The 23387-nt window shown below is 64.3% G+C and carries 20 protein-coding genes and 1 pseudogene; 9 read left to right on the top strand and 12 right to left on the bottom strand.

Annotated features, from left to right (window positions below):
* Window positions 1-16: 16 nt before the first annotated feature.
* The 5 genes from P9255_RS00375 to P9255_RS00360 all read right to left on the bottom strand — a co-directional run bounded on the left by P9255_RS00375 (window position 17) and on the right by P9255_RS00360 (window position 7685).
* Complete coding sequence (locus P9255_RS00375) at window positions 17-1813, bottom strand: ShlB/FhaC/HecB family hemolysin secretion/activation protein (RefSeq protein ID WP_309768877.1); 1797 nt, start codon at window positions 1811-1813, stop codon at window positions 17-19.
* A gap of 283 nt (window positions 1814-2096) precedes the next feature.
* A complete protein-coding gene (gene imm45, locus P9255_RS27235) occupies window positions 2097-2423 on the bottom strand; it encodes an Imm45 family immunity protein (protein WP_404980222.1) in 327 nt (108 codons plus the stop codon).
* Window positions 2420-3445 carry a hypothetical protein gene (locus P9255_RS00370; protein WP_309768876.1) on the bottom strand — a complete coding sequence of 342 codons (1026 nt, stop codon included), beginning with the start codon at window positions 3443-3445 and terminating at the stop codon, window positions 2420-2422. Before P9255_RS00370 ends, imm45 begins: the two co-directional genes overlap by 4 nt.
* Window positions 3446-3492: 47 nt before the next feature.
* The gene (locus P9255_RS00365) at window positions 3493-5139 is read right to left on the bottom strand and encodes a hemagglutinin repeat-containing protein (RefSeq protein ID WP_309789015.1); all 1647 of its coding nucleotides are present in this window, start codon (window positions 5137-5139) and stop codon (window positions 3493-3495) included.
* The gene (locus P9255_RS00360; protein ID WP_309789014.1) at window positions 5136-7685 is read right to left on the bottom strand and encodes a filamentous hemagglutinin N-terminal domain-containing protein; all 2550 of its coding nucleotides are present in this window, start codon (window positions 7683-7685) and stop codon (window positions 5136-5138) included. The genes P9255_RS00365 and P9255_RS00360 overlap by 4 nt, the downstream gene beginning before the upstream one ends.
* A 254-nt stretch (window positions 7686-7939) precedes the next feature.
* On the opposite strand from P9255_RS00360, the gene yghU reads away from it, so the two are divergent.
* The gene (gene yghU / locus P9255_RS00355) at window positions 7940-8809 is read left to right on the top strand and encodes a glutathione-dependent disulfide-bond oxidoreductase (RefSeq protein ID WP_309789013.1); all 870 of its coding nucleotides are present in this window, start codon (window positions 7940-7942) and stop codon (window positions 8807-8809) included.
* Between the two features lie 180 nt (window positions 8810-8989).
* Window positions 8990-10570 (top strand): catalase, encoded by a 1581-nt coding sequence (locus tag P9255_RS00350; RefSeq protein WP_309768871.1) that lies wholly within the window; start codon window positions 8990-8992, stop codon window positions 10568-10570.
* A 129-nt stretch (window positions 10571-10699) separates the two neighbouring features.
* Here the strand turns inward: P9255_RS00350 and P9255_RS00345 are convergent, their stop codons facing one another.
* Window positions 10700-11035, bottom strand: coding sequence for a hypothetical protein (locus P9255_RS00345; RefSeq protein ID WP_309768870.1), 336 nt, complete (start codon window positions 11033-11035; stop codon window positions 10700-10702).
* A 70-nt stretch (window positions 11036-11105) separates the two neighbouring features.
* Window positions 11106-11396, bottom strand: a pseudogene (locus tag P9255_RS27230) (permease DsdX); the annotation flags it as partial.
* A gap of 10 nt (window positions 11397-11406) precedes the next feature.
* On the opposite strand from P9255_RS27230, the gene otnK reads away from it, so the two are divergent.
* A complete protein-coding gene (gene otnK, locus P9255_RS00335) occupies window positions 11407-12708 on the top strand; it encodes a 3-oxo-tetronate kinase (RefSeq protein WP_309768868.1) in 1302 nt (433 codons plus the stop codon).
* Window positions 12708-13346, top strand: coding sequence for an aldolase (locus tag P9255_RS00330; protein WP_309768867.1), 639 nt, complete (start codon window positions 12708-12710; stop codon window positions 13344-13346). Before otnK ends, P9255_RS00330 begins: the two co-directional genes overlap by 1 nt.
* Here the strand turns inward: P9255_RS00330 and P9255_RS00325 are convergent.
* The 5 genes from P9255_RS00325 to glcC all read right to left on the bottom strand — a co-directional run bounded on the left by P9255_RS00325 (window position 13330) and on the right by glcC (window position 17298).
* Complete coding sequence (locus tag P9255_RS00325; protein ID WP_309768866.1) at window positions 13330-13947, bottom strand: recombinase family protein; 618 nt, start codon at window positions 13945-13947, stop codon at window positions 13330-13332. The genes P9255_RS00330 and P9255_RS00325 overlap by 17 nt on opposite strands.
* 489 nt (window positions 13948-14436) lie before the next feature.
* A complete protein-coding gene (locus P9255_RS00320; protein ID WP_309768865.1) occupies window positions 14437-14733 on the bottom strand; it encodes a DUF6723 family protein in 297 nt (98 codons plus the stop codon).
* A gap of 368 nt (window positions 14734-15101) precedes the next feature.
* Entirely contained in the window at window positions 15102-15374 is a 273-nt protein-coding gene (locus P9255_RS00315; protein WP_309768864.1) for a hypothetical protein, read from the bottom strand.
* A gap of 33 nt (window positions 15375-15407) precedes the next feature.
* Window positions 15408-16475 (bottom strand): tartrate dehydrogenase, encoded by a 1068-nt coding sequence (locus P9255_RS00310; protein WP_309768863.1) that lies wholly within the window; start codon window positions 16473-16475, stop codon window positions 15408-15410.
* A 67-nt stretch (window positions 16476-16542) separates the two neighbouring features.
* Window positions 16543-17298 (bottom strand): transcriptional regulator GlcC, encoded by a 756-nt coding sequence (gene glcC / locus P9255_RS00305; RefSeq protein ID WP_309768862.1) that lies wholly within the window; start codon window positions 17296-17298, stop codon window positions 16543-16545.
* 244 nt (window positions 17299-17542) lie between these two features.
* Here glcC and glcD point away from each other — a divergent pair, with 244 nt between their 5' ends.
* From glcD to P9255_RS00280, 5 genes are all read left to right on the top strand, one after another.
* Window positions 17543-19042, top strand: coding sequence for a glycolate oxidase subunit GlcD (gene glcD, locus P9255_RS00300; protein ID WP_309768861.1), 1500 nt, complete (start codon window positions 17543-17545; stop codon window positions 19040-19042).
* On the top strand, window positions 19042-20115 hold the full coding sequence (glcE, locus tag P9255_RS00295; RefSeq protein WP_309789012.1) for a glycolate oxidase subunit GlcE: 1074 nt from the start codon (window positions 19042-19044) through the stop codon (window positions 20113-20115). Before glcD ends, glcE begins: the two co-directional genes overlap by 1 nt.
* A 34-nt stretch (window positions 20116-20149) precedes the next feature.
* Complete coding sequence (gene glcF, locus P9255_RS00290) at window positions 20150-21367, top strand: glycolate oxidase subunit GlcF (RefSeq protein WP_309768859.1); 1218 nt, start codon at window positions 20150-20152, stop codon at window positions 21365-21367.
* Window positions 21368-21404: 37 nt separating this feature from the next.
* Window positions 21405-22733: an MFS transporter gene (locus P9255_RS00285; protein ID WP_404980221.1), complete on the top strand. Its 1329-nt coding sequence runs from the start codon at window positions 21405-21407 to the stop codon at window positions 22731-22733.
* 75 nt (window positions 22734-22808) lie between these two features.
* Window positions 22809-23210, top strand: a complete 402-nt coding sequence (locus P9255_RS00280; protein ID WP_309768858.1) for a heme-binding protein — start codon at window positions 22809-22811, stop codon at window positions 23208-23210.
* The last annotated feature ends 177 nt before the right edge of the window (window positions 23211-23387 follow it).

The raw sequence follows: 23387 nt of genomic DNA, 5'->3' as shown, positions 1-23387 counted from the left end.
CTTTTGAGGCTTGTTCCTAGAGTTGGGCTGTGACGTGGAAGCCGACCGATACGCGCGATGTCGTGAATGCCGACGGCTTGTGGATCGGCGTGCCGGCGAATAGGTCGTAGCTGAGCCCCGCGTACTTACCCGGGACGCCGCCGCGTACGCCGATGACTGCGCCGACCAGTTGCGTGCCCGCCAGAAACGCCGTGTTCGGTCCGAACACGCGGCCATAGTCGATACCGGCGTAAAGCGACTGGCCAGTCTTGCCGATCGGCGCTTGCAACTCGTTGCGCCAATAGAAACCCTTCTCGCCTGCCAGCATCTGTTCGCCGTCGAAGCCGCGTACTGTGTAGCGGCTGCCGATGGTGAGATCGTCGACGTAGAACAGCGTGTCGTTCGTGTATTGACCGTGGAAGGTCGTCACGTATCTGAGCGCCTGCGATGCGATCGCGAAGGGCACCGACAGGTTGGCATCCAGCACGGCCATGTGGAACCGATAGGTCGGGCCGTCGGGTTTCGTTGCTGGCGTCGGCGCGATGTTCGGATCGTACGCCAGCGATGGATCGGCCTTCCCGCCGAATGCGCCGATGCCCTGTCGATACGCAAGCGTGCCATCGAACTGTGCGCCGCCGAAGTAGTGACGATCGGTCAGGCCCGCTTCGAAGAACGTGTTGTTGCGGCGCTGGATTTCGATTTCCGTGTCGTCGATGAAACTCGCGCCGAAGCGTTTGGACAACTGCACGTAACCGCCGAACACGTCGTTCTGATCGCGACGCAGCACGCGAGCCAGCTTCACCCCGGCCGACTGCGAATTGCCGCTCGATACGAAGGTCTGATTCACGCCCGCAATCTGCTGGTAGTACGTGTTCGTGTTGCCGAACAGCGTCGCCGTCCAGTAACCCCACGGCATCGAGTACGAGCCGTTGAAGCCGTGGGAGCCGAGCGCTTTGTCTTTGAAATACAGATCCTGACTCGCGCCGAGGGTCAGGATGTCGTTCAGGCCGAGCAGATTGTCGATGCCGAGGCTCACATTGCCTTGCAGCTTGCCAGTCGCGCGGCTGCCTGAGTTATCGACCGATGCGACGAACGTCCATGGCTTCGATCGCTTGAGCGTGAGAACGACATCGCTTTCGCCCGGGACGCTGGTCGGCTCGATCTTCATCGAGACGTCCTGGCTGGCGACGCGCTTCATCTGCTCGAGGCCCTGTTCGAGATCGCGCAGGTTCAGCACGTCACCGGGTCTTGCGGGGAAGGCGGTTTTCCACGTGCCCCACGAGATTGGGTCGGCGAAGCGCACCTCCCGGATGAGCCCCGGCACGAGTGCAACCTTGAGCGTACCCGTCGATAAGTCTTGCTCGGGCAACAGCACGCGCGTTGTCACGAGACCGCGACCGAGAATCGCTTGCTGCAAGCCTTTCGTGATCAGATTGACGCCGTCTTTGCCGACGCATTGGCCTGTGTAATGGTCGAGCCATTCACGCGCAAACGCGAACGGGTCCAGCGGCAGCGCCGATGCGCCTTTGATACGCACCGCATCGGGCAATGTCGCAGGCACATCGAGCGCGAACGTGTCGATGCGAAAGCATGGCGACTCGATGGGTAGTTCGGGGTAGGCCCCCACAGTCGGAAGCGTCGAACGCACCGTGGGTGCCTGTACCGCTGCTTCTCGCTGCTGCGCTTCGCGCTGTTGTTGAATCTGCTGACTCTGCTCAGCGTTCGCACGTGCCGCAGCTGCCTCATCGGCGCGCGCAGGCGCTTGTTGCGCCTGAACGGCGAGCGATACCAGGGCTGTAAGCGGCAACGCCGCCAGCCTCAAACTAATTGCCATTACTCTACTCGAAGAACTAATCGACGAAAGTCGACTCACCTTGCGCCTTTGCGCCTCTCCACGTGGTGCCGGCGGTTACCGCTTGGCAAGGTTCGACTACAACGGTACGGCAACCTGCATCCGGCACCACTGTCTGTGCCGCGCCCACAGCTTCGCAGCAGAGGGCCTCAACAACCGCGTTCAAACCTCATGGCCGTATCTGTGCTAGCGGAAGAAGGACGGTCACCGCCTTGGCTGCGTGCACGACGAAACACGAGATCTAGGGCGACCGTCTAATTCCCTCTCAGTCGATCTCCAACGCATCTAGCGGTTCGTGGACTTCCACTTGACTAACATCGCCGTTTGGCCAAACCCAATGCTGCCAATTCTCGATGAGCCAGCGAGTTGACAAGCGATATGAGGCAGTGTCTTGTGGGAATACCACATAGCAATTGATTCCTGCCTTGTAGCCACTGATAGCTATCAGTCCGAGCCTATCAGATTTATCCGGCGCTTCGCAAACCATCATTACGACATGGCTCTCGAATGGCTGCCCAGCCACGAAGCGAAGCAATGTGCCTCGCTCGAGTTCTGAATTTGGGCTCTCAATTAGTCTTTTCCAATTCGTCATTTCAGTCGAAGGTCGTGTTGTCCAGACGTGTCAGCAGGTTTCGTCGTCTTCAGATCCAGCATACTCACTTCACCCATGTGTGCACCGGTTTTTCCATTGACCTGTTCGAAGCGTCCATGTTGTGAATCGACAGCATAAAGGGTACCGTCGTCTGCACGGTATACATCGCGTCCATTGAGTCGGCTGAGTTGCGAGTCCTTCGCCCAGCCGTTGTCCGCCGCGACCGTCTGGGCCGTTTGTTTGACCTGCGCAACTCTCTCTCCGGGCGGCAAATTGACAAGGGACCGTTCGAACGCTTCCGCTTCCGTCAGCGCTCTCGCTTCGGCTGCAGTTCCCTTTGAACCTCTGGTCGCCAGCACAGCCGTCCAGAACTCCACATCCGGCCCTACTGCGTCGCCTGGCGAGTACGGTACACGCAAGCCGTCGAGCGAGATATACCCAGGATCGCTAGGCGAAGCGAACGGCCCACCATTGGGCAGATTCACGGCCATCTCGGCGATCGAGACAATCCCGTTTCGTATTCCCGCTGATATGGATCCCGGTGTGCTCCCCTCACACTTCTGATTCGAACAGTGCGCTTCAGCGTTGTACATATCCACGGCCGAGCCGATCGATGCGCCGCTGCTGCCGCCGACGACCGCACCCGCTCCGGCCGCCAGCGCGTTCGCGATGATATTTCCCAGCGCGCGGTCCGCGTCCGCGTTACCCGTCGGACTTGCTCTGGTAATGGCGTTACTGAGGTCGTTCAGATTGCCCGCCAGCGCTGCCGATACCCCTGCTCCAGCCGCACCGCCCGCAACGCTCCCGCCTCCCAGTCCCGCCACCGCCGCCCCGCCCGCGATATGCATCGCAATACGATACTCACCACCTTCCTTCCACTTGTCCGCCGTCGCCTGATCGCCCGCCGCCTCGGCCGCCTCCTTCTGCCGCTGCGCATAGTTTCCGATCTGCGTCGCCACCGTCTGCGCCACGATCGCCGCTGCCTGTTGCGTGCTCGCTTGCTGCTGAAGCAGATTGTTCAAATCCGGCAACTTGCTGACCGTGCCATTTAAGTCCGTCGTATCACGATTCAGGCTCGCGACGTCCTGCGTCTGATGATCCTTGTCCGTGATATTGATCGTGCCCGCACCGACCGCACTCTTCGTCGTCGCAGTCTCGTTGCCGCTATCATGCTGCGAGACCAGCCCTGCGAGTCGTGCGTTTCGCTTACGCTGCCGATAGCGACATCGCCCGTCGAAACCAGCGCCACGCCGCCTTTGTCGGCCGTGACGCTCGAGCCCATCACCGCGAGATCACCGCCGCCCGCCTGCCCCGCCGCAAGCACCACGTTGCCGCCCGCGCTCACGCTCGAACTGTTCACGCGCTCGTCGTAGCTCGAATTCGCGTGCTGGCTCTGACTGTTGCTCAGCGACTGCTCGCTGTACGTGCGCGTGTCCTTCGACGCCGTCACCGTCACATCGCGACCGGCGATCATGGCGGCGTCGCCGCCGGCTGCAACCGTCGATCCCCTCAGCGTCGCGTCGCGACCGGAAACCGTCGTCACGTTGCCGCCCGCGACGATGCCGCTCCCGAGTTCCTGCGTCACCGTGTCGTGACGGAAGTCCTGTCCGCCGTGTCCGGATGAATCCTTGGTCGAGGTCAGCGTCGTCGTGCCGACGTTGAGATCCCGTCCTGCCATGACGGTCGCGTCGCCGCCGCTCTGGATCAGCGCGCCGTTGAGATTGACGTCGCGGCCCGCGATGACCGTCGCGCTGTTCGTCGCCGAGATCGTGCCGATTGCATCGGCGCTCGTGTTCGTCGTCGTCCCGGAGAACGATCTATCCGTGAACGACTTCGATACGCCATACGTCTGCGTCTCGTTGATGACATCGCGTCCGGCCTGCACGACCACATCGTTGCCGCCGATGCGCCCGCTCGTGTTGCGCACATCCTGCACCGCGACGACCGCCGTGGTCCCGCCGCTGCCGATGATGCCGCTGTTGACCACATTGTTGCCGATGATCGTCGTCGCCAGATTGCTCGTGACGTGACCGCTGTTGTTCACGTCGCCGCTCGCGTTGAGCGTCACGCTGTTGCCCGCGACGAGCGCGCCGCTGTGCTTCAGATCGACCGCGTTGGCCTGGGCGAGATACACGGTCGGCACCAGCACCGTCTGGTGCGAGCCATCCGGCAAGGTCACATCCTGCTCGACGAGCCACACCATATCGCTCGTGAGCCGCGCCATCTGCTCGGCGCTCAGCGCAATGCCCGGCGTAAGGCCGAACTCCCTCGCATACGTCACGCCGTTGTTCATCAGCGCGGTGTATTCGCTCAGGTTGTCGTGGAAACCGTCCAGGAACGTGCGGCCCGTCAGTTGCGTGATCTGGTTGCGCACGAGTTGCTCTTCATACGCGCCATCGCCCAGCCGCTTGATCGTCTTGGCCGGATCGAGGTTCAGCGCCCTGAGCATGTAGTCGCTGCTGATGAACTGCCCGTATTGCGTCAGGCGCGGATCGGTGGCGATCAGATAGGTCGCGCCCGGCGCGGTGTTGTACGTGTAGAGGCCATTGACCGGCAGCTTCAGGTTCGGAATGCCGCCAGTGGCGCCGCCCAGCGTCTGCGGCGCGCTCGACTGGCCGCTCACCGCTTGCGTCTGACTGCCTTTGACGCCTTGCGTGCTGCCGCCCTGACCTGCGATCATGCCCGCCTGCGTGCCATCGGCGCTGCCGCCCGTCACGCCCGAGCCGATGACAGTCTGCCCCTGCCCGCGTGGTTGTCGATGCTCTGCGCGTTGAGCGTGGCATCGGTCGCCGCATTGAGCTGCCCCTGATTCGAGAGCGACGCGGCGCGGACATCCAGCGCGCCGTTCGTGCCGATCACACCGCCCGTGCCGTTCACGAGTGCGCCGGTGGTTGTGACCTTCAACCCATCGCTGTTGAGCGAGACGATGCGTCCCGCCGTGTTGTCGAGCAATGCAGCATTGATATCCACGCGGCGGGCCGCCTGAATCGCGCCTTGCGTGTTGTTCAGCGCAAGCGCGGCCTGAAGCGCGAGCGCGCCGTTGCTCACGATGCTGCCCGATGCGTTCGACAGCGTACCGTTCGGTTTCACCGTCAGCGCACCTGCGCCAGCGTGCTGAATCGTGCCGTTGTCATTGGCGATGCCTGGCGCCCTGACGCTCAGATTGTTCGCATTCGATGCGATCGTGCCGCCGGTGTTGTCCAGCGCGCCGCCTGCGCTGATGGTTTGATCGCTCGCGCCGTACTGCGTGAGCTTGCCGCCGCGGTTCACGAGCGCGCCGGGCGTGGACACGGCGAGCGCATCGCCGTTGATGTCGCCGCTGGTGTTGTCGATCGATGCAGCGGAAACGGTCGTCGCCGAGCCCGACAGCGTGCCGCCTGCGTTATTGAGCGCGCCCGGTGTGGTCGCGCTCAGTGCGCCACCGGCGACAACGCTGCCCGCGTGATTGTCGATGCTTTGTGCGTTGAGCGTGGCGTTGCCCGCCGCGTTCATCTGTCCTTGATTCGACAGCGTGCCCGCCGCTACGCCGAGCGCCCCATTGGTGCCGATGCTGCCGCCCGCGCCGTTCACGAGTGCGCCATTCGCGGTGATGCTCAAGCCCTCTGCGTTCAGCGAAGTGATGCGACCTGCCGTGTTATCGACGGAACCCGCGCGGATCGTCTCGCGGCCTGCTGCCTGCATCACGCCCTGGCGATTGTCGAGCGCAGCCGTCGAATTGACGTCGAGCGTCGATTGCGTGACGACCTGACCGCCTGCGTTACTGATGCTGCCCGCAGCCAGTTGCATGGCGTCGCCGCTCGACAGCTTGCCGCCTTCGTTGACGAGCTTACCGGTGGCGCTCGCGTTGAGCGCGCCGCCAGCGGTCGTCGCCGCGCCCGCGAGGTTCAGATCCCCGTTGTTGGCCGCGAGCGTGAGCGCGCCATTGGCCGAGGTGTTGCTGCCTGCGAGATTGACCGCCGTGCCCTGGATGACGGTATTGCCGCCGCCTTCGTTGCGTCCCGTCGCGGTTACTGCGCCGCTCGCGAGCACCGTCAGATCGCCCGAATTGGCGATGGTGCCATCGGCGTTCACGCCCGCGCCGAGCGTGCCCGTCGAGGCGATCGCGCCCGCGTTCAGCGTCGTGTTCTGTTGCGCCGCCAGCACGCCCGTATTCGTCAGCGTCCCCGACGTCGATGCGATCACATCGCGCCGGGCATAGGTCATGCCGCTGTTGTCGATGCCATCGCGTGCCGTCGCGCTGATGCTGCCGCTCGCGTTCGTCTGTCCGGCCAGCACCAGTTGCCCGTTCGACTTGAGCGTCAGGTCGCCGGCCTGCGCCGCGAGCACGCCCTTATTGGACACCCCGACGCCATACTCGTTGGACGTCAGAAAAATCCGATTCGCGTACATCCCGCCCAGCGCGCTCACATCGATCGCCATCGCTGGCGCGGCGCCATTGCCGGCGATCGCCGTCGCCGACAGCGTGTTGTGATCGATCTGATTCGCGCCTGCGATGACGTTCAGGCTATTCGCATAGATGGCGGCGTTGACCTGAATCGCGCGGGCCAGCAGATCGACCTGGTCGACATTCGTCGCATTCAGTCCCGCGCCTTGCACGGTGATATTGCCGCCTGATACGCTGAAGCCCGCGAGATTTCCGGTCGCGCCAAAGTTCGGCGTGCCGGTCGTCAAGATGGCGCGCGACGTATTGATGAAGCCGCCGCCATCGACCACGATCCCGTTCGGATTCGCGATGACCACTTCGGCTCGCGATCCAGCGACCTCAAGATAGCCGCGCAATTGCGACGGCGAGTTGCTCATCACCTGATTGACGATGATGCCAGCGGACTGCCCCGGCGAAAGATTCGGGTTGCCGTTGATGTAACCCGCTTGCTGGGTCTGAACGATGGTCGGCGAGTTGTTCAGAATCGCGCCCTTGCCCGGCACGTCGAACTGCGAAAAATTGTTGAGTGAAACGCCAGCCCCGGACGGACGCGCGATATTCACCTGATCCAGCCCATTCTGTGTCTGAATGACCTGCGCACCCGACCCCGGCGCAGCGACGATCTGCGCATCGGCGATCGTCGAGACCGTGCCGAGCAGCAGCATCGCGGCGAATGCGGTGGCGCGCAAGTCAGGCACAGCGCTCAAAAGACCGCGCATCGCGCGACCCGTGCTCCCGCCGCTGACCGGCTCGCTCGTATGCGAGGTGGCGAAGTCGGCGACGGCAACCAGCATGCGGCGCATGCGACAGAAAACAACCTTGTGCAAACCTTTGTTCATTCTTCGAATCTTTCGGGCGTTCCAGCGAGCCCGAAATTATCGGTATCCTAATTTGCTGCCACAGCCAGACAGTTCCTAATTTTCTTGATCACAAGCAATCTTCTCTCGAGCCCGTGGGAACTCACCGCCACCGCCCTTCGCACCCCGACGGACGCACCGGCGAACGAGCCTCGCCACGCCGGCGACAAAAAAGCACGATCCGCACGGACCTGCTAACCTCAGCGGAACCCATCCCCCGCGAAGGAGCCTGAAGCATGAGCGAGCCGTCCGACTACACCCCACCGGCCGTCTGGACCTGGAACAAGGAAAGCGGCGGGCGTTTCGCCAATATCAATCGCCCGATCTCCGGTCCCACGCACGACAAGCCCCTGCCGGTCGGACGGCATCCGTTGCAGCTTTATTCGCTCGCGACGCCCAACGGCGTGAAAGTCACGGTGATGCTCGAAGAACTGCTCGCACTCGGCCACGAAGGGGCCGAATACGATGCATGGCTCATCCGCATCGGTGAAGGTGACCAGTTCGGCAGCGGCTTCGTGGACGTGAACCCCAATTCGAAGATTCCCGCATTGCTCGATCGCAGCGGCGCGGCTCCCGTGCGCGTGTTCGAATCGGGCGCCATCCTGCTTTACCTCGCGGAGAAGTTCGGCGCGTTTCTGCCGACAGATCCGGCCCAGCGCGCCGAATGCCTCTCCTGGCTTTTCTGGCAGATGGGCAGCGCGCCGTATCTCGGCGGCGGCTTCGGCCATTTCTACGCCTACGCGCCGACCAGGATGGAGTACCCGATCGACCGCTTCGCCATGGAAGTGAAACGCCAGCTCGACGTGCTCGACAAGCGTCTCGCAGACAGCGCGTATGTCGCAGGCAATGCGTACACCATCGCCGATATCGCCATCTGGCCGTGGTACGGCGGCCTCGTCAGCGGCTGGCTCTACGATGCAGCGGAGTTCCTGTCCGTACACGAATACACGCATGTGCGCCGCTGGGCGGACACCATCGGCGCACGCGCCGCCGTGCAGCGCGGCCGCATGGTGAACCGCACCTTCGGCGAGCCGTTGACCCAGCTGCACGAGCGTCACGATGCATCGGACTTCGAGACGCGCACGCAGGACAAGCTCGCGGAGTAATGCGCGCAGGAGACACGTGGATGAAACGCGGACGCCTTATCGTGCCTGACCGCGTCCACGACATCACGTGCATCGGTATGGTGTTTGCTTCCCCCGGCAACGGGCCGGCACGCGCACAGCGCGCCGGAGCAAACGGTCAACTGTGAGGCTGCTAGTCCAGCCAGGAGCAAGGAGCGAGATATGAGCGACGAGAAAGTCCTGACCACGCGGCAGGGACATCCTGTTCAGGACAATCAGAGCATGCGAACCGTCGGCGAACGTGGTCCGGCGACGCTGGAGAACTATCCGTTCATCGAAAAGATCACGCACTTCGATCGTGAGCGCATTCCGGAGCGCGTGGTGCACGCGCGCGGCACGGCGGCGCACGGATACTTCGAGCCCTACGGCAAAATCGGCGACGAACCGGCCGAAAAGTACACGCGCGCCAAGGTGCTGACGAAAGCCGGCGTGAGAACACCCGTATTCCTGCGCTTTTCCACCGTGATCGGCGCGAAGGAGTCTCCCGAGACGGCGCGCGATCCGCGCGGCTTCGCCATCAAGTTCTATACGGAAGATGGCAACTGGGATCTCGTCGGCAACAACCTGAAGATCTTCTTCATCCGCGATGCGATCAAGTTCCCCGACATGATCCACGCGTTCAAGCCCGATCCGCTATCCAACCGGCAGGAGCCGTGGCGCTTCTATGACTTCATCGCGCATCATCCCGAGTCGCTGCACATGGTCACATGGGTGAAGAGTCCGTGGGGCATTCCGGCGGATTATCGTCACATGCAAGGGTCGAGCGTCAACACGTACAAGCTCGTCAACGATGAGGGCGAAGCGGTGCTCGTCAAGTTCTCGTTCGAGCCGAAGCAGGGCGTGAAGAATCTGACCTCAGAGCAGGCTGCGGAGATTCAGGGGCGCGATGTCGGACACGCAACCCGCGATCTCTACGATGCCATCGAACGCGGCGATCATCCCGAATGGGAAATGTGCGTGCAGATCATGTCCGACGACGATCACCCGGAACTGGACTTCGATCCGCTCGACGATACGAAGCGCTGGCCGGAAGACAAGTTCCCGCTGCTGCCGGTCGGCCGGCTCGTGCTGGATCAAAATCCGAAGAACGTGTTCGCCGAGACCGAGCAGTCGGCGTTCGGCACGGGCGTGCTGGTGGACGGCATCGACTTCTCGGACGACAAGATGCTGCAGGGCCGCACGCTCTCGTACTCCGATACGCAGCGGTATCGCGTGGGGCCGAACTATCTGCAATTGCCGGTCAACGCGCCGAAGAACGGCGCGCAAACCAATCAGCGCGACGGGCAGATGGCCTATTACGTCGATAACGCCGGAGAGAATCCGCACGTGAACTACGAGCCGAGCATGATGGGCGGCCTGAAGGAAGCGCCGAAGAAGCAGCACGACTATCACCAATGGGTCGAAGGGCATCTCGGGCGCTATCAGGCCACGCGCACGCAGGACGACTACAAGCAGGCCGGCGAGCGCTATCGCACGTTCGAGGACTGGGAGCGCGACGATCTGATCGCCAATCTCGTCGCCGACATGAAGGCGTGCCCGAAGCCCATTGCGCTGCGCATGGTGTGGCATTTCTGGCATTGCGATCCCGACTACGGCACGCGCGTCGCGCAAGGCGCGGGCATCGATCTGGAAGAGGCGAAGAAGCTGCCGCCGCTCGAAGGAAAGCCCGCGCCGGGCGAGCGCCGCGATGCGCAGGTCTATACGAGCAACGAGCCGGAAGAAGCGACGCCTGCGATGAAGTAGGCGCGTCGCCGGTATGGCCGAAGCCTAGCGGACTTCGGCCAGCACCAGATCGATGCCCGATTGCCGGATGCCTGTGGCGGCGGCGGGCGCGAGCGCATCATGGAAGGTCGCGAGTCTCGAGCGATTCGATCAGGTCATCACCGGCACTTCCGGATGCGACAGCAGCAGCGGCGCGACGATCCCGCTCGCGGCCACCGTCGCCACCGTCGCCGATCCGACGCTGACGCGCAGCAGCGCCGCGATCACCCAGGCCAGCACGAGCGGGCTCACCGACCAGTGCGACGTATGCGCGACGATGATCGTGCCGGGATGAATCGATGTCAGCATCTCCTTGAAGCCGCCGCCCGCGCCGAGAATCAGCAGGATGGCGGAAAGCGGCGCGATGCCCCGGCCGATCATCTTCTGCATGTCCGCGAGCGTGAAGCCACCCTTCGTGCCGAGCGTTGAGCGACTGAAAGAACACATAGGACGCCGGGCCCTTCACGCTGTGATCCATGCCGATGGTCCCCGCGAGCATCAGCCCCGGCGGAATCAGCAGGCACAGCACCGACAGCGCGAGCGAAACGTTCGCCTTGCTCGCCGCATCGCTGCGCGTGCCGCCCGGACCGGCCGCGAGATCGGGCGCGGGACCGAAGCTGCGTCGAGCGAACGCCGTGAAGAGCGGGCCGCGGATCACGGCGCTCGGAATCGCGATCAATAGGCCGTAGAGCAGCGTCAGGCCGGTGTTCGCGTGATACGCGGTGACGGCGAGCGTCGGCGCCGGATGCGGCGGCAACAGGCCGTGCGAGACATACAGCCCCGGCAAACGCCCGTACAATCGACTCATGGAGGCCCACATGCAGACATCTACCCGGCGTCCCGTCCTGGGATGCATCGCCGACGACTTCACCGGCGCCACCGACCTCGCGAGCATGCTCGTGCGCGGCGGCATGCGTACCATCCAGACCATCGGCGTGCCGGCGTCCACGCAGCCGATCGACGCAGACGCGCTCGTCGTCGCGCTGAAGTCGCGCACCATCGACCCGGCCGACGCCGTCGCGCAATCCCTGGCCGCGCTCGAGTGGTTGCGGGAGCAGGGTTGCCGCCAGTTCTTCTTCAAGTACTGCTCGACCTTCGATTCCACCGATGCGGGCAACATCGGCCCGGTCGCGGAAGCGCTGCTCGATGCGCTCGCCGGGAACGATCGCGACGATTTCGCCATCGCCTGCCCCGCTTTTCCGGAGAACAAGCGCACGGTGTATCGCGGGCATCTGTTCGTGGGCGACGCGCTGCTGAGCGAATCGGGCATGGAGAATCATCCGCTGACGCCGATGCGCGATCCCAACCTCGTGCGCGTGCTGCAGCGGCAGTCGAAGTCGAAGGTCGGGCTGATCGGGAGCGAAACCGTCGCCGCGGGCGAGGCCGCCGTGCGCGATGCGCTCGCGCGGCTGCGTGCGGACGGCGTGCGCCTCGCCATCGCCGACGCGCTCACCGACGCCGATTTGCGCATCCTCGGCGCGGCATGCGCGGACCTGCCGCTCGTCACGGGCGGCTCGGGCGTTGCCATCGGCTTGCCGGAGAACTTCCGGCGCGCGGGGCTCATCGAGTCCAACGAGACAGCCGCCGATCTGCCGCTGGTCGACGGCGCCGCGCTCGTGCTGGCGGGCAGCGCGTCCAAAGCGACGAACGCGCAAGTGGCCGAATGGGTCGCGTCGCGGCCCGCCTTTCGCGTCGATCCGCGTTCGCTGTCGCGCGGCGAAAACGTCGTCGATGCGGCGCTCGCCTTCATCGACGAAAACGCGCCTGAACCGGTGCTGGTCTATGCGACGGCCACGCCTGACGAAGTGAAGGCGGTGCAACAGGAGATAGGCGTCGCGGCGGCGGGCAAGCTGGTCGAAGACGCGCTCGCGGCCATCGCGCGCGAGGCGAAGGCGCGCGGCGTGCGGCGCTTCGTGGTGGCGGGCGGCGAGACATCGGGCGCGGTGGTGCAGGCGCTCGGCGTCGACATGCTGCACATCGGGCCGCCGATCGATCCGGGCGTACCCGTCACCGTGACGGTCGGCGATACGCCGCTTGCGCTGGCGCTCAAGTCGGGCAATTTCGGCGCGCAGGATTTCTTCGCGAAGGCGCTGCGCTTCACCGTCGGGGAGCGCGCGTGATGAATAGCGACGCCAGACTCCGCGAGGAAATCTGCACGGTCGGCGCAAGCCTTTATGCGCGCGGCTATACGGTCGGCACGGCCGGCAACATCAGCGCACGATGCGACGACGGCTGGCTCATCACGCCCACGGACGCGTGCCTCGGCAGGCTCGATCCCGCCGACATCGCGAAGGTCGACGCGCACGGCCAGCATCTGTCGGGCGGGCGGCCATCGAAGACACTGGAGCTGCATCGCCGGATCTACGACGCCAACGCCGAAACGCGCGGTGTGGTGCATACGCATTCGACATCGCTCGTCGCGCTGACGCTCGCCGGTGCCTGGCGCGACGACGACGTGCTGCCGCCCATCACGCCGTACTACGTAATGAAAGTCGGCCATGTTCCGCTCGTGCGATACCGCCGCCCGGGCGATCCTCAAGTCGCCGCTGAAATCGCGCAAGTTGCGGCGAAGGTCCGCGCGGTACTGCTCGAGCGGCTCGGGCCGGTGGTGTGGGAGCGCAGCGTATCGCACGCGTCGTATGCGCTCGAAGAACTGGAGGAGACGGCGCGCCTCTGGCTCATGACGACGCCGCGCCCCGCGCCGCTCGACGAAGCCGCGATCGACGAACTGCGCCGGAGCTTCAACGCTCGCTGGTGATGCCCTGCGGCGAATCGACGGCGAGTTCGTCGAGTTCGGCGGACAGGTCGTCGGGAGTGGAATCGCGGTGGGCGTCGCGCAGACGCATGATGGTCTGCCGGGACGTATTGAGCGACCGCGCAACCTCCGCGACCGACGCGCCCGCCTTCAACTCCTTCAGCGCTTCAAGCTGCTGTGCCCTGGACAAGGAGCTAGGCCGTCCCTGAGCGACGCCGCGTTCCCGCGCGGCGCTCACTGCTTCGCGCGCGCGAATCTGGCGCGTGAAGCGTTCCAGGTCTTGCGCAAGTTGCAACGCTCGCAGGAAAGCGCCGCCGTGGCCCGCGCCGATGTCCTCGTTGCCGTAGTCGAGACACACCACCGAAACCTGCCGCGACTCCAGGTGGCCGAGCGTGGAAATGACTTCCCCGATGGTATTGCCCAGTCCCCAGAGTTTCGTCGTGATGAAGGTATCGCCTGCTTGCAGCCGCCGCAACGCACGTTGAAACGCGGGGCGCGAACCCATCGGCGTGGCGCAACTGCATTGCTCGACGAAGACCGCGCTCATCTCCACGAGATAGCCGGCGGCGTCGATATCGAACAGCGCGCGTTCGTGACTTGACACGCCCTCGGTATCCTCCAGGACGTACACGACGATTCCCAATTTGCTGTGCTCCTTATCGTATCGGTCGATTCCGGTCCGCAAAAAATGCGCGCTTCGCCGCCAGGGAGCGACTGGCTGACGGAGGATTCTTCCGACTCGCCCGAAGCGGATTGCTGATTGAATGCGGTGTACCGATGCGGACGCCACGTGCCGCTCTCGCGTGAGCGCTTCGTGGCATGCGTCATACCGTTCGAAATAGCAAGGTCTACTCCCGAACGCCTCCCTGGCGACGACGCAGTTGCTTTGTCCTGGACATGACGACGCCTCGCCAAGACATAGCCGATGCGATACCGGCCCTCGGCGCTTCGGGGCAGACCATTAGAGGAGCACGGAAGACGGCCACGGCTTCACGATGGAAGGACACTGACATTCAGCATAGACGAACGATGGGCTTTGAACGTCAGGAAGAACCAGAACAGTCGCATCGACACGCGATGCGACTGCGGGCGCTCAGAGTTCGGGCCGCACGAGATCGGCGCTGACGACTTCATCGCCGCGCCGCTGCGCCGCTTCGATCGCGGCTGCCTTCGTGGGATAGGGGCCGATGGTATCGGCGCCATCGAATGGAAAAAGAAGCCGTCCGTCCGTTTTGCGGACGACTTTCAGCGTGCCGTAATAGCCACTCGCGCTCGTGCCGCGGTAAGAAGCGTAGATATGGAAATCGTCCTCGGTCGCGCCGGGAGCAGGCGGGACTCTACGCGTGGGGAACAACACGAGCTTCGGGCGTCTTCCGCTAACATGGGTCATGCATTCGCTCCAGTAAAACAGTCCAGTAGAAGCTATTTTGCGCGGCGCGCCGGCATGCTGCGCTGTACGTAACACGGGACTTACGAACACCGCTTCCCTGTCATGCCGGCCGTCTCCGGCCACGGAGTGACCGATCCATTCCGCGAATGTCGTTGCCGCCACATGCGTCGCCGGGGGACGGACGCGTCGGTCCGGGTCGCCGGCAAGCGCGAGCGCAAGAGAGGGAAGCGAGCAGCATCACGGATGCGCGACAGGGGCAACGCGCGCGTTTGGCTTGGGACGCCGATGAGGGAGCGGCGACGGCCACGCCGCCCGGGGACACCGGAGCGGCCGTCAGCGAACCGCCATCAGACGCGCATGAGCGCGATTCAGACGCCTATCCACCCCGCCGGGCGTTTGTCGGTAAAGGCTGCAACGCCTTCGTGAAAGTCCTCGCTGCCGTAGCGCTGACGCACGAGGTCATCGCCTTGCAGCGGCAGCGCAGCGAGCATGGGCGACATGGATTGCTTGCTGACGCGCATCGTGATGGGCGCGTTGTGCGCGTCAGCGCGATCGAAGACCACATGCGCGGCCGCACCATCGATCGTCAATCGAACTTCGCCTTGCGCGGTGTGGCCGTTGTCGTTGTCGTTCTCGTTCATCCGCCGCGTCTCCTCGTGTTTTCGATCAGACGCTCAGCCGATGCGCGCCGCCACCGCTTCGCCGACTTCCGTCGTGCCCGCCTTGCCGCCGAGGTCGCCCGTATGCGGGCCGTCCTTCAGCACGGCGGTGATCGCATCGAGTATCGCGTCGTGCGCCTCGCGTTCGCCGAGGAAGTCGAGCATCATCGCGGCGGACCAGATCATCGCGATGGGATTGGCGATGCCCTTGCCCGCGATATCCGGCGCGGACCCATGCACCGGCTCGAACAGCGAAGGAAAGCGGCGCTCGGGATTCATGTTCGCCGATGGCGCGATGCCGATGGTCCCCGTGCAGGCCGGTCCCAGATCGGAAAGAATGTCGCCGAACAGATTCGTCGCGACGACGACATCGAAGCGGTCCGGGCTCAGCACGAAGCGCGCACTGAGGATATCGATGTGCTGCTTGTCCCACGTCACGTCCGGATACTGCGCGGCCATTTCGGCGGCGCGCGCGTCCCACCACGGCATGCTGATCGAGATGCCGTTGCTCTTCGTGGCCACCGTGAGCTTCTTCTCGCGCTGCTGCGCCAGATCGAATGCGAACTTCAGCACGCGCTCCGCGCCCTTGCGCGTGAAGATGGATGTCTGCGACACGAACTCGCGCTCGGTGCCTTCGAAGGACACGCCGCCGACCGACGAATACTCGCCTTCCGTGTTCTCGCGCACGATCATGAAGTCGATATCGCCCGCCTTGCGATTCGCGAGCGGCGAAGGCACGCCATCGAAAAGACGCGCAGGGCGCAGATTGATGTACTGGTCGAACTCGCGGCGAAACTTGAGCAGCGAGCCCCACAGGGAAATGTGGTCGGGCACCTTGTCGGGCCAGCCCACTGCGCCGAAAAGAATGGCGTCGCATTGCTGAAGCCGGCTCTTCCAGTCGTCGGGCATCATCTGGCCGTGCGCGAGATAGTAATCGCAGCTCGCCCAGTCGATATGGTCGTATTCCAGCGCGATACCAAAGCGCCTGGCCGCGGCGTCGAGCGCGCGCAGGCCCTCGGGCATCACTTCCACACCGATGCCGTCGCCCGGAATCACCGCGATGCGATACGCTTCTTTGCTCATTGCAGACCGTCTCCTCGTTCGTAAGTATGCGTTCGACGCGAGTCATTCTATAGGCTTGCCGGCTGGCTCATGCCCAGCCTTCGAGCCGCAACGTGGATCGCACGAGCCGCTGCTCTTCCTGCTCGATCTCCGCAAAACGCTCGCGCACACTGCGGATATGCTGGCTCGCGGCGCGGCGCGCCTGCTCGGGCAAGTGTCCCGTCACCGCGTTATAGAGCCGCGCGTGCTGCCGGTCGATCACGCGTTTGTGCTGCTCGCGGTGATAGAGATTGTTCACGGACGCGAACACCGAACTCAGCATCAGGTCGTTGAGAATGCCGAGCGTATGCACCAGCACGGGATTGTGCGAAGCCTCGCAGATCGCGAGATGGAACGCGTGATCGAGCCGCGCATGGGTGCTCGCATCCGTTTCCTTCGCTTGCGCGGCCATCATCTCTTCGTAGCGCCGCCTGATGAGAATGTGATCGGCCGGCGTGCCGCGCATGGCCGCGAGACGCGCCGATTCCGCTTCGATCATCTCCCGCACTTCGAGCAGGTCGTAAAGCGTGCGCGGTTGCGAGCCGAGTAGATGCATCATCGGCGTCTGAGCAGGCTCGACCGTCAGCTTCGCAACGAACGAGCCCTTTCCATGCGATGTCTCGATCAAGCCGCGCGCGCGCAGGATTCGCAGCCCTTCGCGCAGCGCCGTGCGCGACACGCCGAGCTTCTCGGTCAAGCGACGCTCCGAAGGCAGCGTCTGCCCTTCTTTCAACACGCCATCGACGATAAGGCGCTCCACGCGCTCGACGACCACATCCGCGAGTTTGCGCTTGTCCGGTTCCATGCCGTCCACCTCTCTTTCGTCACTGGTATGACCAGCGATGATAGTAACACCGTGCGCGCGGCGCCAACCCTTGTCGGCAGGCGTTTTCTTGAGCTACGGCCGCTTGTCCGCATGCTGCGCTGCAAATAAACTGGTCATACCAGTGCGAAAAGCATCGACAAGGGCGCGCTCGGGCCGCAAGAATGCGCAACACCTGCAATCGAGACAGGCGTCGATATGAACGCCGTCGGCACGGAGACACCGCATGACCTACGCCTACGACGAAAGAATCGACGGCCCGCTGCGCGATCACGACAAAGCCGCGATCGTCCGCGATTTACGGGCGCTTCTGCCCGACCTCCAGCTTCTGCACGATCAGGAAGACCTGCGCCCGTTCGAATGCGACGGCCTTTCCGCGTATCGCATCACGCCGATGCTCGTCGCGCTGCCCGGCGCCGTCGATGAAGTCGAAGCGCTGCTCGAATACGCGTCGGCACATCACATTCCGGTGGTCGCGCGGGGCGCGGGCACCGGGCTTTCGGGCGGCGCGCTGCCCCTCGAGAAAGGCATCCTGCTCGTGATGGCGCGTTTCAACCGCATCCTCGAGATCGATGCCGAAGCCGGCATCGCGCGCGTGCAGCCCGGCGTGCGCAACCTCGCGATATCGCAGGCCGCCGCGCCGCATGGCCTGTACTACGCGCCCGATCCGTCGTCGCAGATCGCGTGCTCGATCGGCGGCAACGTCGCGGAGAATGCGGGCGGCGTGCATTGCCTCAAGTACGGCCTCACGGTCCACAATATCCTGAAGGTCGATATCGTCACCATCGACGGCGAGCGCGTGACGCTCGGCTCCGAGGCGCTCGATTCGCCCGGCTTCGATCTGCTCGCGCTCATCACGGGCTCCGAAGGCATGCTCGGCGTGGTGGTCGAAGTCACGGTCAAGCTGCTGACCAAGCCGCAGAGCGCGAAAGTGCTGCTCGCGAGCTTCGACGATATCGAGCGCGCCGGCGATGCGGTCGCGCAGATCATCGCGGCGGGCGTCATTCCCGGCGGCCTCGAAATGATGGACAACCTCGCGATCCGCGCCGCCGAGGACTTCATTCACGCGGGCTATCCCGTCGATGCCGAAGCGCTGCTGCTCTGCGAAGTCGACGGCGTCGAGTCCGACGTGCAGGAAGACTGCGAGCGCGTGGAAGCGCTGCTGCGCGCGGCGGGCGCAACGGACATCCGGCTCGCGGCGAACGAAGCGGAACGCCAGCGCTTCTGGGCCGGCCGCAAGAACGCGTTCCCGGCGGTCGGCCGTATCTCGCCCGATTACTACTGCATGGACGGCACCATTCCACGCCGCGAACTGTCGCGCGTGCTGCGGGGCATCGCGGCGTTATCGCAGGAATATGGGCTGCAAGTGGCGAACGTGTTCCATGCGGGCGACGGCAACATGCATCCGCTGATTCTCTTCGACGCCAACGCGCCCGGCGAAACGGAGCGCGCCGAGACCATCGGCGCACGCATCCTCGAACTGTGCGTCGAAGTGGGCGGCAGCATCACCGGCGAACATGGCGTGGGCCGCGAGAAGATCAATCAGATGTGCGCGCAATTCAACGCAGACGAGCTCACCTTCTTTCACGCGGTCAAGGCGGCATTCGACGCCCACGGCCTGCTCAATCCGGGCAAGAACGTGCCGACGCTGCACCGCTGCGCTGAATTCGGCGCGATGCACGTGCATCACGGCGCACTGCCCTTCCCCGAACTGGAGCGGTTCTGATGCGGCGCGACCCCTTATCTTTCGATGACAGCGCGCGCCTCGCCGACGAGGTTCGACAAGCGATTGCGCGCCACGAGCCGATCTCGATACGCGGCGCGAACACCAAAGCGTTCCTCGGCCGTCCTGTGAACACGGGGGCGCGCGAGATCGATACACGCACGCATCGCGGCATCGTCAGTTACGACCCGAGCGAACTCGTGATCACCGCGCGCGCCGGCACGCCGCTCGCCGAACTCAACGCGGCGCTCGACGAAGCGGGCCAGATGCTGCCGTGCGAGCCGCCGACGTATGACGGGCTGGCGACCATCGGCGGCGCGGTGGCGAGCGGGCTCGCGGGACCGCGCCGGCCGTGGGCAGGCTCCGTGCGCGACTTCGTGCTCGGCTGCCGCGTCATCACCGGTGAAGGCAAGCACCTGCGCTTCGGCGGCCAGGTGATGAAAAACGTCGCCGGCTTCGATGTATCGCGGCTGATGAGCGGCAGTTTCGGATGCCTCGGCCTCATCACCGAAGTGTCGTTGAAGGTGCTGCCCAAGCCGCGCGCATCCGCGAGTCTCGTCATCGCGATGGACGCGAGCGAAGCGATGCGCGAGCTGTCGGCATGGCGGCGCGCGGCGCTGCCCGTGACCGGCGCATGCTTCGTCGATCAGGCGCTGCACCTGCGGCTCGAAGGCGGCACGGGATCGGTGCGCGCGGCGGTCGATCGCATCGGCGGCAATGTGCTCGATATGCGCTTCTGGGACGATCTGCGCGAGCAACGTCTCGGCTTCTTCGACGATCCGCGCACGCTCTGGCGTTTGTCGCTGCCGAATGCGACACCGCTCGTGGACCTGCCCGGCGCGGTACTGCTCGACTGGGCCGGCGCGCAACGCTGGCTCAAGAGCGATGCTCAGGTCCCCGACATCCGCGCCATCGCGAACGCGGCGGGCGGACATGCCACGTGCTTCACGGAGCACGGCAGCGGGGAGCCGTTCCATCCGCTTCCCGCGCCGCTCATGCGCCTGCACGAGCAACTGAAGGCACGCCTCGATCCGCACCGCATCTTCAATCCGGGGCGCATGTACGCCGCGTATTGATTCGCCATCCGAATCGCTTTATCGACTCATCGACATGCAAACGAATCTCAGCGATCAGGCTCTAACGCTGCCGCGCGCGAAAGAAGCGGAGGACATTCTCCGTTCGTGCGTGCATTGCGGCTTCTGCAACGCGACGTGTCCGACCTATCAACTGCTCGGCAATGAACTCGACGGTCCGCGCGGGCGCATCTATCTCATCAAGCAGATGCTCGAAGGCCAGCCCGCCAGCGACAAGACGCAACTGCATCTGGACCGCTGCCTCACGTGCCGCAACTGCGAAACGACGTGTCCGTCCGGCGTGAAGTATCACGCGCTGCTGGATATCGGCCGCGACATGCTGGAAGCGCGCGTCGAGCGTCCCATGAGCGAGCGCGTGATGCGCGCGGGGTTGCGCAAGGTCATCACGCGTCCGCGCACGTTCGGCGCATTGCTTGCGGCCGGCCGCCTGATGCGCGGCGCATTGCCCGCGAAGATCGGCGACAAGATTCCGCGCGAAGCCGCACGCGCAACGCCGCGCCCGCCGATGCGTCATGCGCGGCGCATGCTCATGCTCGAAGGCTGCGCGCAACGCTCGTTGTCGCCGAACACGAATGCGGCGACAGCGCGGGTGCTCGACCGTCTCGGCATCGGCATCGAGCCGGCGCACGAAGCGGGCTGCTGCGGCGCGGTTGACTATCATCTCAACGCGCAGGACGCGGGACTGGACCGCGCACGGCGCAACATCGACGCCTGGTGGCCGAAGATCGAAGCCGGCGCGGAAGCGATCATCCAGACGGCAAGCGGTTGCGGCGCGTTCATCAAGGAATACGGCCATCTGCTGCGCAACGATCCCGCCTATGCCGCCAAAGCGGCTCGCGTGAGCGAACTGGCGCGTGATATCGGCGAAGTGCTCGCCGCATTGCCGCTCGAACATTTGCGTGTGAAGGCGGACCAGCGCGTGGCGTTTCATTGTCCTTGCACGCTTCAACACGCGCAAAAGCTCGGCGGATCGGTGGAAGCGATACTGAGCCGTCTGGGCTTCCCGCTGACCTCCGTGCCCGATCCGCACCTGTGCTGCGGATCGGCGGGAACGTACGCCTTCACGCAGCCCGAGCTTTCGCGCAAGCTGCGCGACAACAAGCTCGATGCGCTCGAAAGCGGGCAGCCGGATATCATCGCGACCGCGAACATCGGCTGCCAGACGCATCTCGGCGGCGCGGGGCGCACGGCGGTGCGCCACTGGATCGAGATCGTCGACGAGGCCATCGCGTAAGCGCACATCATTCATAACGAGACTGGAGACACACACCGTGGCAAGCAACACCTATCCCGACAGCAACGCGCGCGATTATGCGGCACTCGAAGCGCGCGCCTATTCGAAAGCCGCATGGCGGCTTTTGCCCTTCCTCTTTTTCTGCTACGTCGCGGCGTACCTCGATCGCGTGAACGTCGGCTTCGCCAAGCTGCAGATGCTCAACGACCTGTCGTTCAGCGAGACCGTGTATGGTCTCGGCGCGGGCATCTTTTTTATTGGCTATTTTCTTTTCGAAGTCCCAAGCAATATCATCATGCATCGCGTCGGCGCGCGAGTCTGGATCGCGCGGATCATGATCACGTGGGCCGTCATCTCCGCCGCATCCCTTTTCGTCAAGACACCGACGATGTTCTACGTGATGCGCTTCTTGCTCGGCGTCGCCGAGGCGGGCTTCTTCCCCGGCATCGTGCTTTATCTCACCTACTGGTTCCCGGCCGCGCGGCGCTCGCGCATGAATGCCCTCTTCATGATGGGCATTCCGGTGGCGGGCGTGGTCGGCGGGCCGCTGTCGGGATGGATCATGGCCGCGTTTCAGGGCGTGGGCGGCTGGTCGAACTGGCAGTGGCTGTTCCTGCTCGAAGCGATTCCTTCCGCCGTGCTCGGCGTCGTCACGCTGTTTTGCCTGCCGAACAACATTCGCGCGGCGAAGTGGCTCACGGAAGAAGAAAAGCGCGTGCTCGAAGCGAACATTCAGCGCGACGATGCCGGCAAGACGCACGAAGCGCTCGGCAAGGTCTTCACCGATCTGCGCATCTGGAAGATGGCCATCATCTACTTCTGCTGCATGATGGGCCTCTATGGCATCAGCTTCTATTTGCCGACGCTCGTCAAGGCGACGGGGGTGCAAAGCGCGCTGCAAGTCGGCCTGCTGACGGCCATTCCGTATGCGGTCGCAGTGGCGAGCATGTTCTTTGTTGCGCGCAGTTCGGACCGCACCAACGAACGCCGCTGGCACTTCGCGATTCCCGCCGCGCTCGCGGGCATCGGACTCTATGTCAGCACGCAACTCACCGGCAACATCCCCCTTGCGATGCTCGCGCTCACCGTGGGCACCGCCGGCATGCTGGCGACGATGCCCGTCTTCTGGACCTACCCGAGCGCGATCCTCGCGGGCGGTTCGGCAGCGGCGGCCATCGGCATGATCAATTCGGTCGGCAACCTCGCGGGCTTCGTCAGCGCATCCATCATCGGCTGGCTGAAGGACGTGACGCATAGCACGAACGCAGGCATCTATTGCGTGTCGGGCGCGCTCATCTTCGGCGCGGTGCTCGCGTTGCTGCAAACGCGGCAGGCCGCGCGTGCTTCGGAGCGTCTCGCCGGATAACGCCTGACGCTTCATACTTACCGCGCCGCCTTCATGGGCGGCGCGTTCATTTTCAACTCTCAACGAGCGAAGCGCATGAAAAGCAAACCGATCCTCGGCATCGCCGAAACGACACGTATTCTCGACGCCGCGCGCGCCGAAGCGGAAAAGAACGGCTGGGCGGTAACGATCGCCGTGACCGACGACGGCGGTCATCCGCTCGGCCTGTTGCGCCTCGACGGCTGCGCGCCCATCGGCGCGTATATCGCCACCGAGAAAGCACGCACGGCCGCGCTCGGCCGGCGTGAATCGAAGCAATACGAAGACATGATCAACAACGGCCGCACCGCGTTCCTGAGTGCGCCGCTTGTCGGGACGCTCGAAGGCGGCGTGCCGGTCGTGGCGGATGGCGCGGTGATCGGCGCAGTGGGCGTATCGGGCGTCAAGGCCGATCAGGACGCGCAGGTGGCCAAGGCGGGAGCAGGCGCGCTGCAGTGAACGGCGTGCGGTGGCATGGCGGATGCGGAGCATCTCTGCCGCATGCGCGGTAACGATCCCTGTCGAATCGACAGGCGTGTCAGCCACCTATCGTCAGAACAAATGAGCTTCGCGCGCAGAGCGACCTGGGCCGCATCGATAAGCGACCTCCAGTTCGCCGAAAACGACACCGTCCCT

Source organism: Caballeronia sp. LZ019 (genome assembly GCF_031450825.1).
GTDB lineage: Bacteria > Pseudomonadota > Gammaproteobacteria > Burkholderiales > Burkholderiaceae > Caballeronia.
This window is presented reverse-complemented; position numbering and strand designations above follow the sequence as displayed.

Excerpts from the sequence above, each read along its gene's own strand:
- P9255_RS00350 (WP_309768871.1), top strand. The coding sequence starts at position 8,990 with ATGAGCGACGAGAAAGTCCTGACCACGCGGCAGGGACATCCTGTTCAG.
- P9255_RS00315 (WP_309768864.1), bottom strand. The coding sequence starts at position 15,374 with ATGAACGAGAACGACAACGACAACGGCCACACCGCGCAAGGCGAAGTT.
- glcE (WP_309789012.1), top strand. The coding sequence starts at position 19,042 with ATGCGGCGCGACCCCTTATCTTTCGATGACAGCGCGCGCCTCGCCGAC.
- P9255_RS00320 (WP_309768865.1), bottom strand. The coding sequence starts at position 14,733 with ATGACCCATGTTAGCGGAAGACGCCCGAAGCTCGTGTTGTTCCCCACG.
- P9255_RS00345 (WP_309768870.1), bottom strand. The coding sequence starts at position 11,035 with ATGTGTTCTTTCAGTCGCTCAACGCTCGGCACGAAGGGTGGCTTCACG.
- glcF (WP_309768859.1), top strand. The coding sequence starts at position 20,150 with ATGCAAACGAATCTCAGCGATCAGGCTCTAACGCTGCCGCGCGCGAAA.
- P9255_RS00375 (WP_309768877.1), bottom strand. The coding sequence starts at position 1,813 with ATGGCAATTAGTTTGAGGCTGGCGGCGTTGCCGCTTACAGCCCTGGTA.
- P9255_RS00280 (WP_309768858.1), top strand. The coding sequence starts at position 22,809 with ATGAAAAGCAAACCGATCCTCGGCATCGCCGAAACGACACGTATTCTC.
- P9255_RS00310 (WP_309768863.1), bottom strand. The coding sequence starts at position 16,475 with ATGAGCAAAGAAGCGTATCGCATCGCGGTGATTCCGGGCGACGGCATC.
- glcD (WP_309768861.1), top strand. The coding sequence starts at position 17,543 with ATGACCTACGCCTACGACGAAAGAATCGACGGCCCGCTGCGCGATCAC.
- glcC (WP_309768862.1), bottom strand. The coding sequence starts at position 17,298 with ATGGAACCGGACAAGCGCAAACTCGCGGATGTGGTCGTCGAGCGCGTG.
- otnK (WP_309768868.1), top strand. The coding sequence starts at position 11,407 with ATGCAGACATCTACCCGGCGTCCCGTCCTGGGATGCATCGCCGACGAC.
- P9255_RS00360 (WP_309789014.1), bottom strand. The coding sequence starts at position 7,685 with ATGAACAAAGGTTTGCACAAGGTTGTTTTCTGTCGCATGCGCCGCATG.
- imm45 (WP_404980222.1), bottom strand. The coding sequence starts at position 2,423 with ATGACGAATTGGAAAAGACTAATTGAGAGCCCAAATTCAGAACTCGAG.
- yghU (WP_309789013.1), top strand. The coding sequence starts at position 7,940 with ATGAGCGAGCCGTCCGACTACACCCCACCGGCCGTCTGGACCTGGAAC.
- P9255_RS00330 (WP_309768867.1), top strand. The coding sequence starts at position 12,708 with ATGAATAGCGACGCCAGACTCCGCGAGGAAATCTGCACGGTCGGCGCA.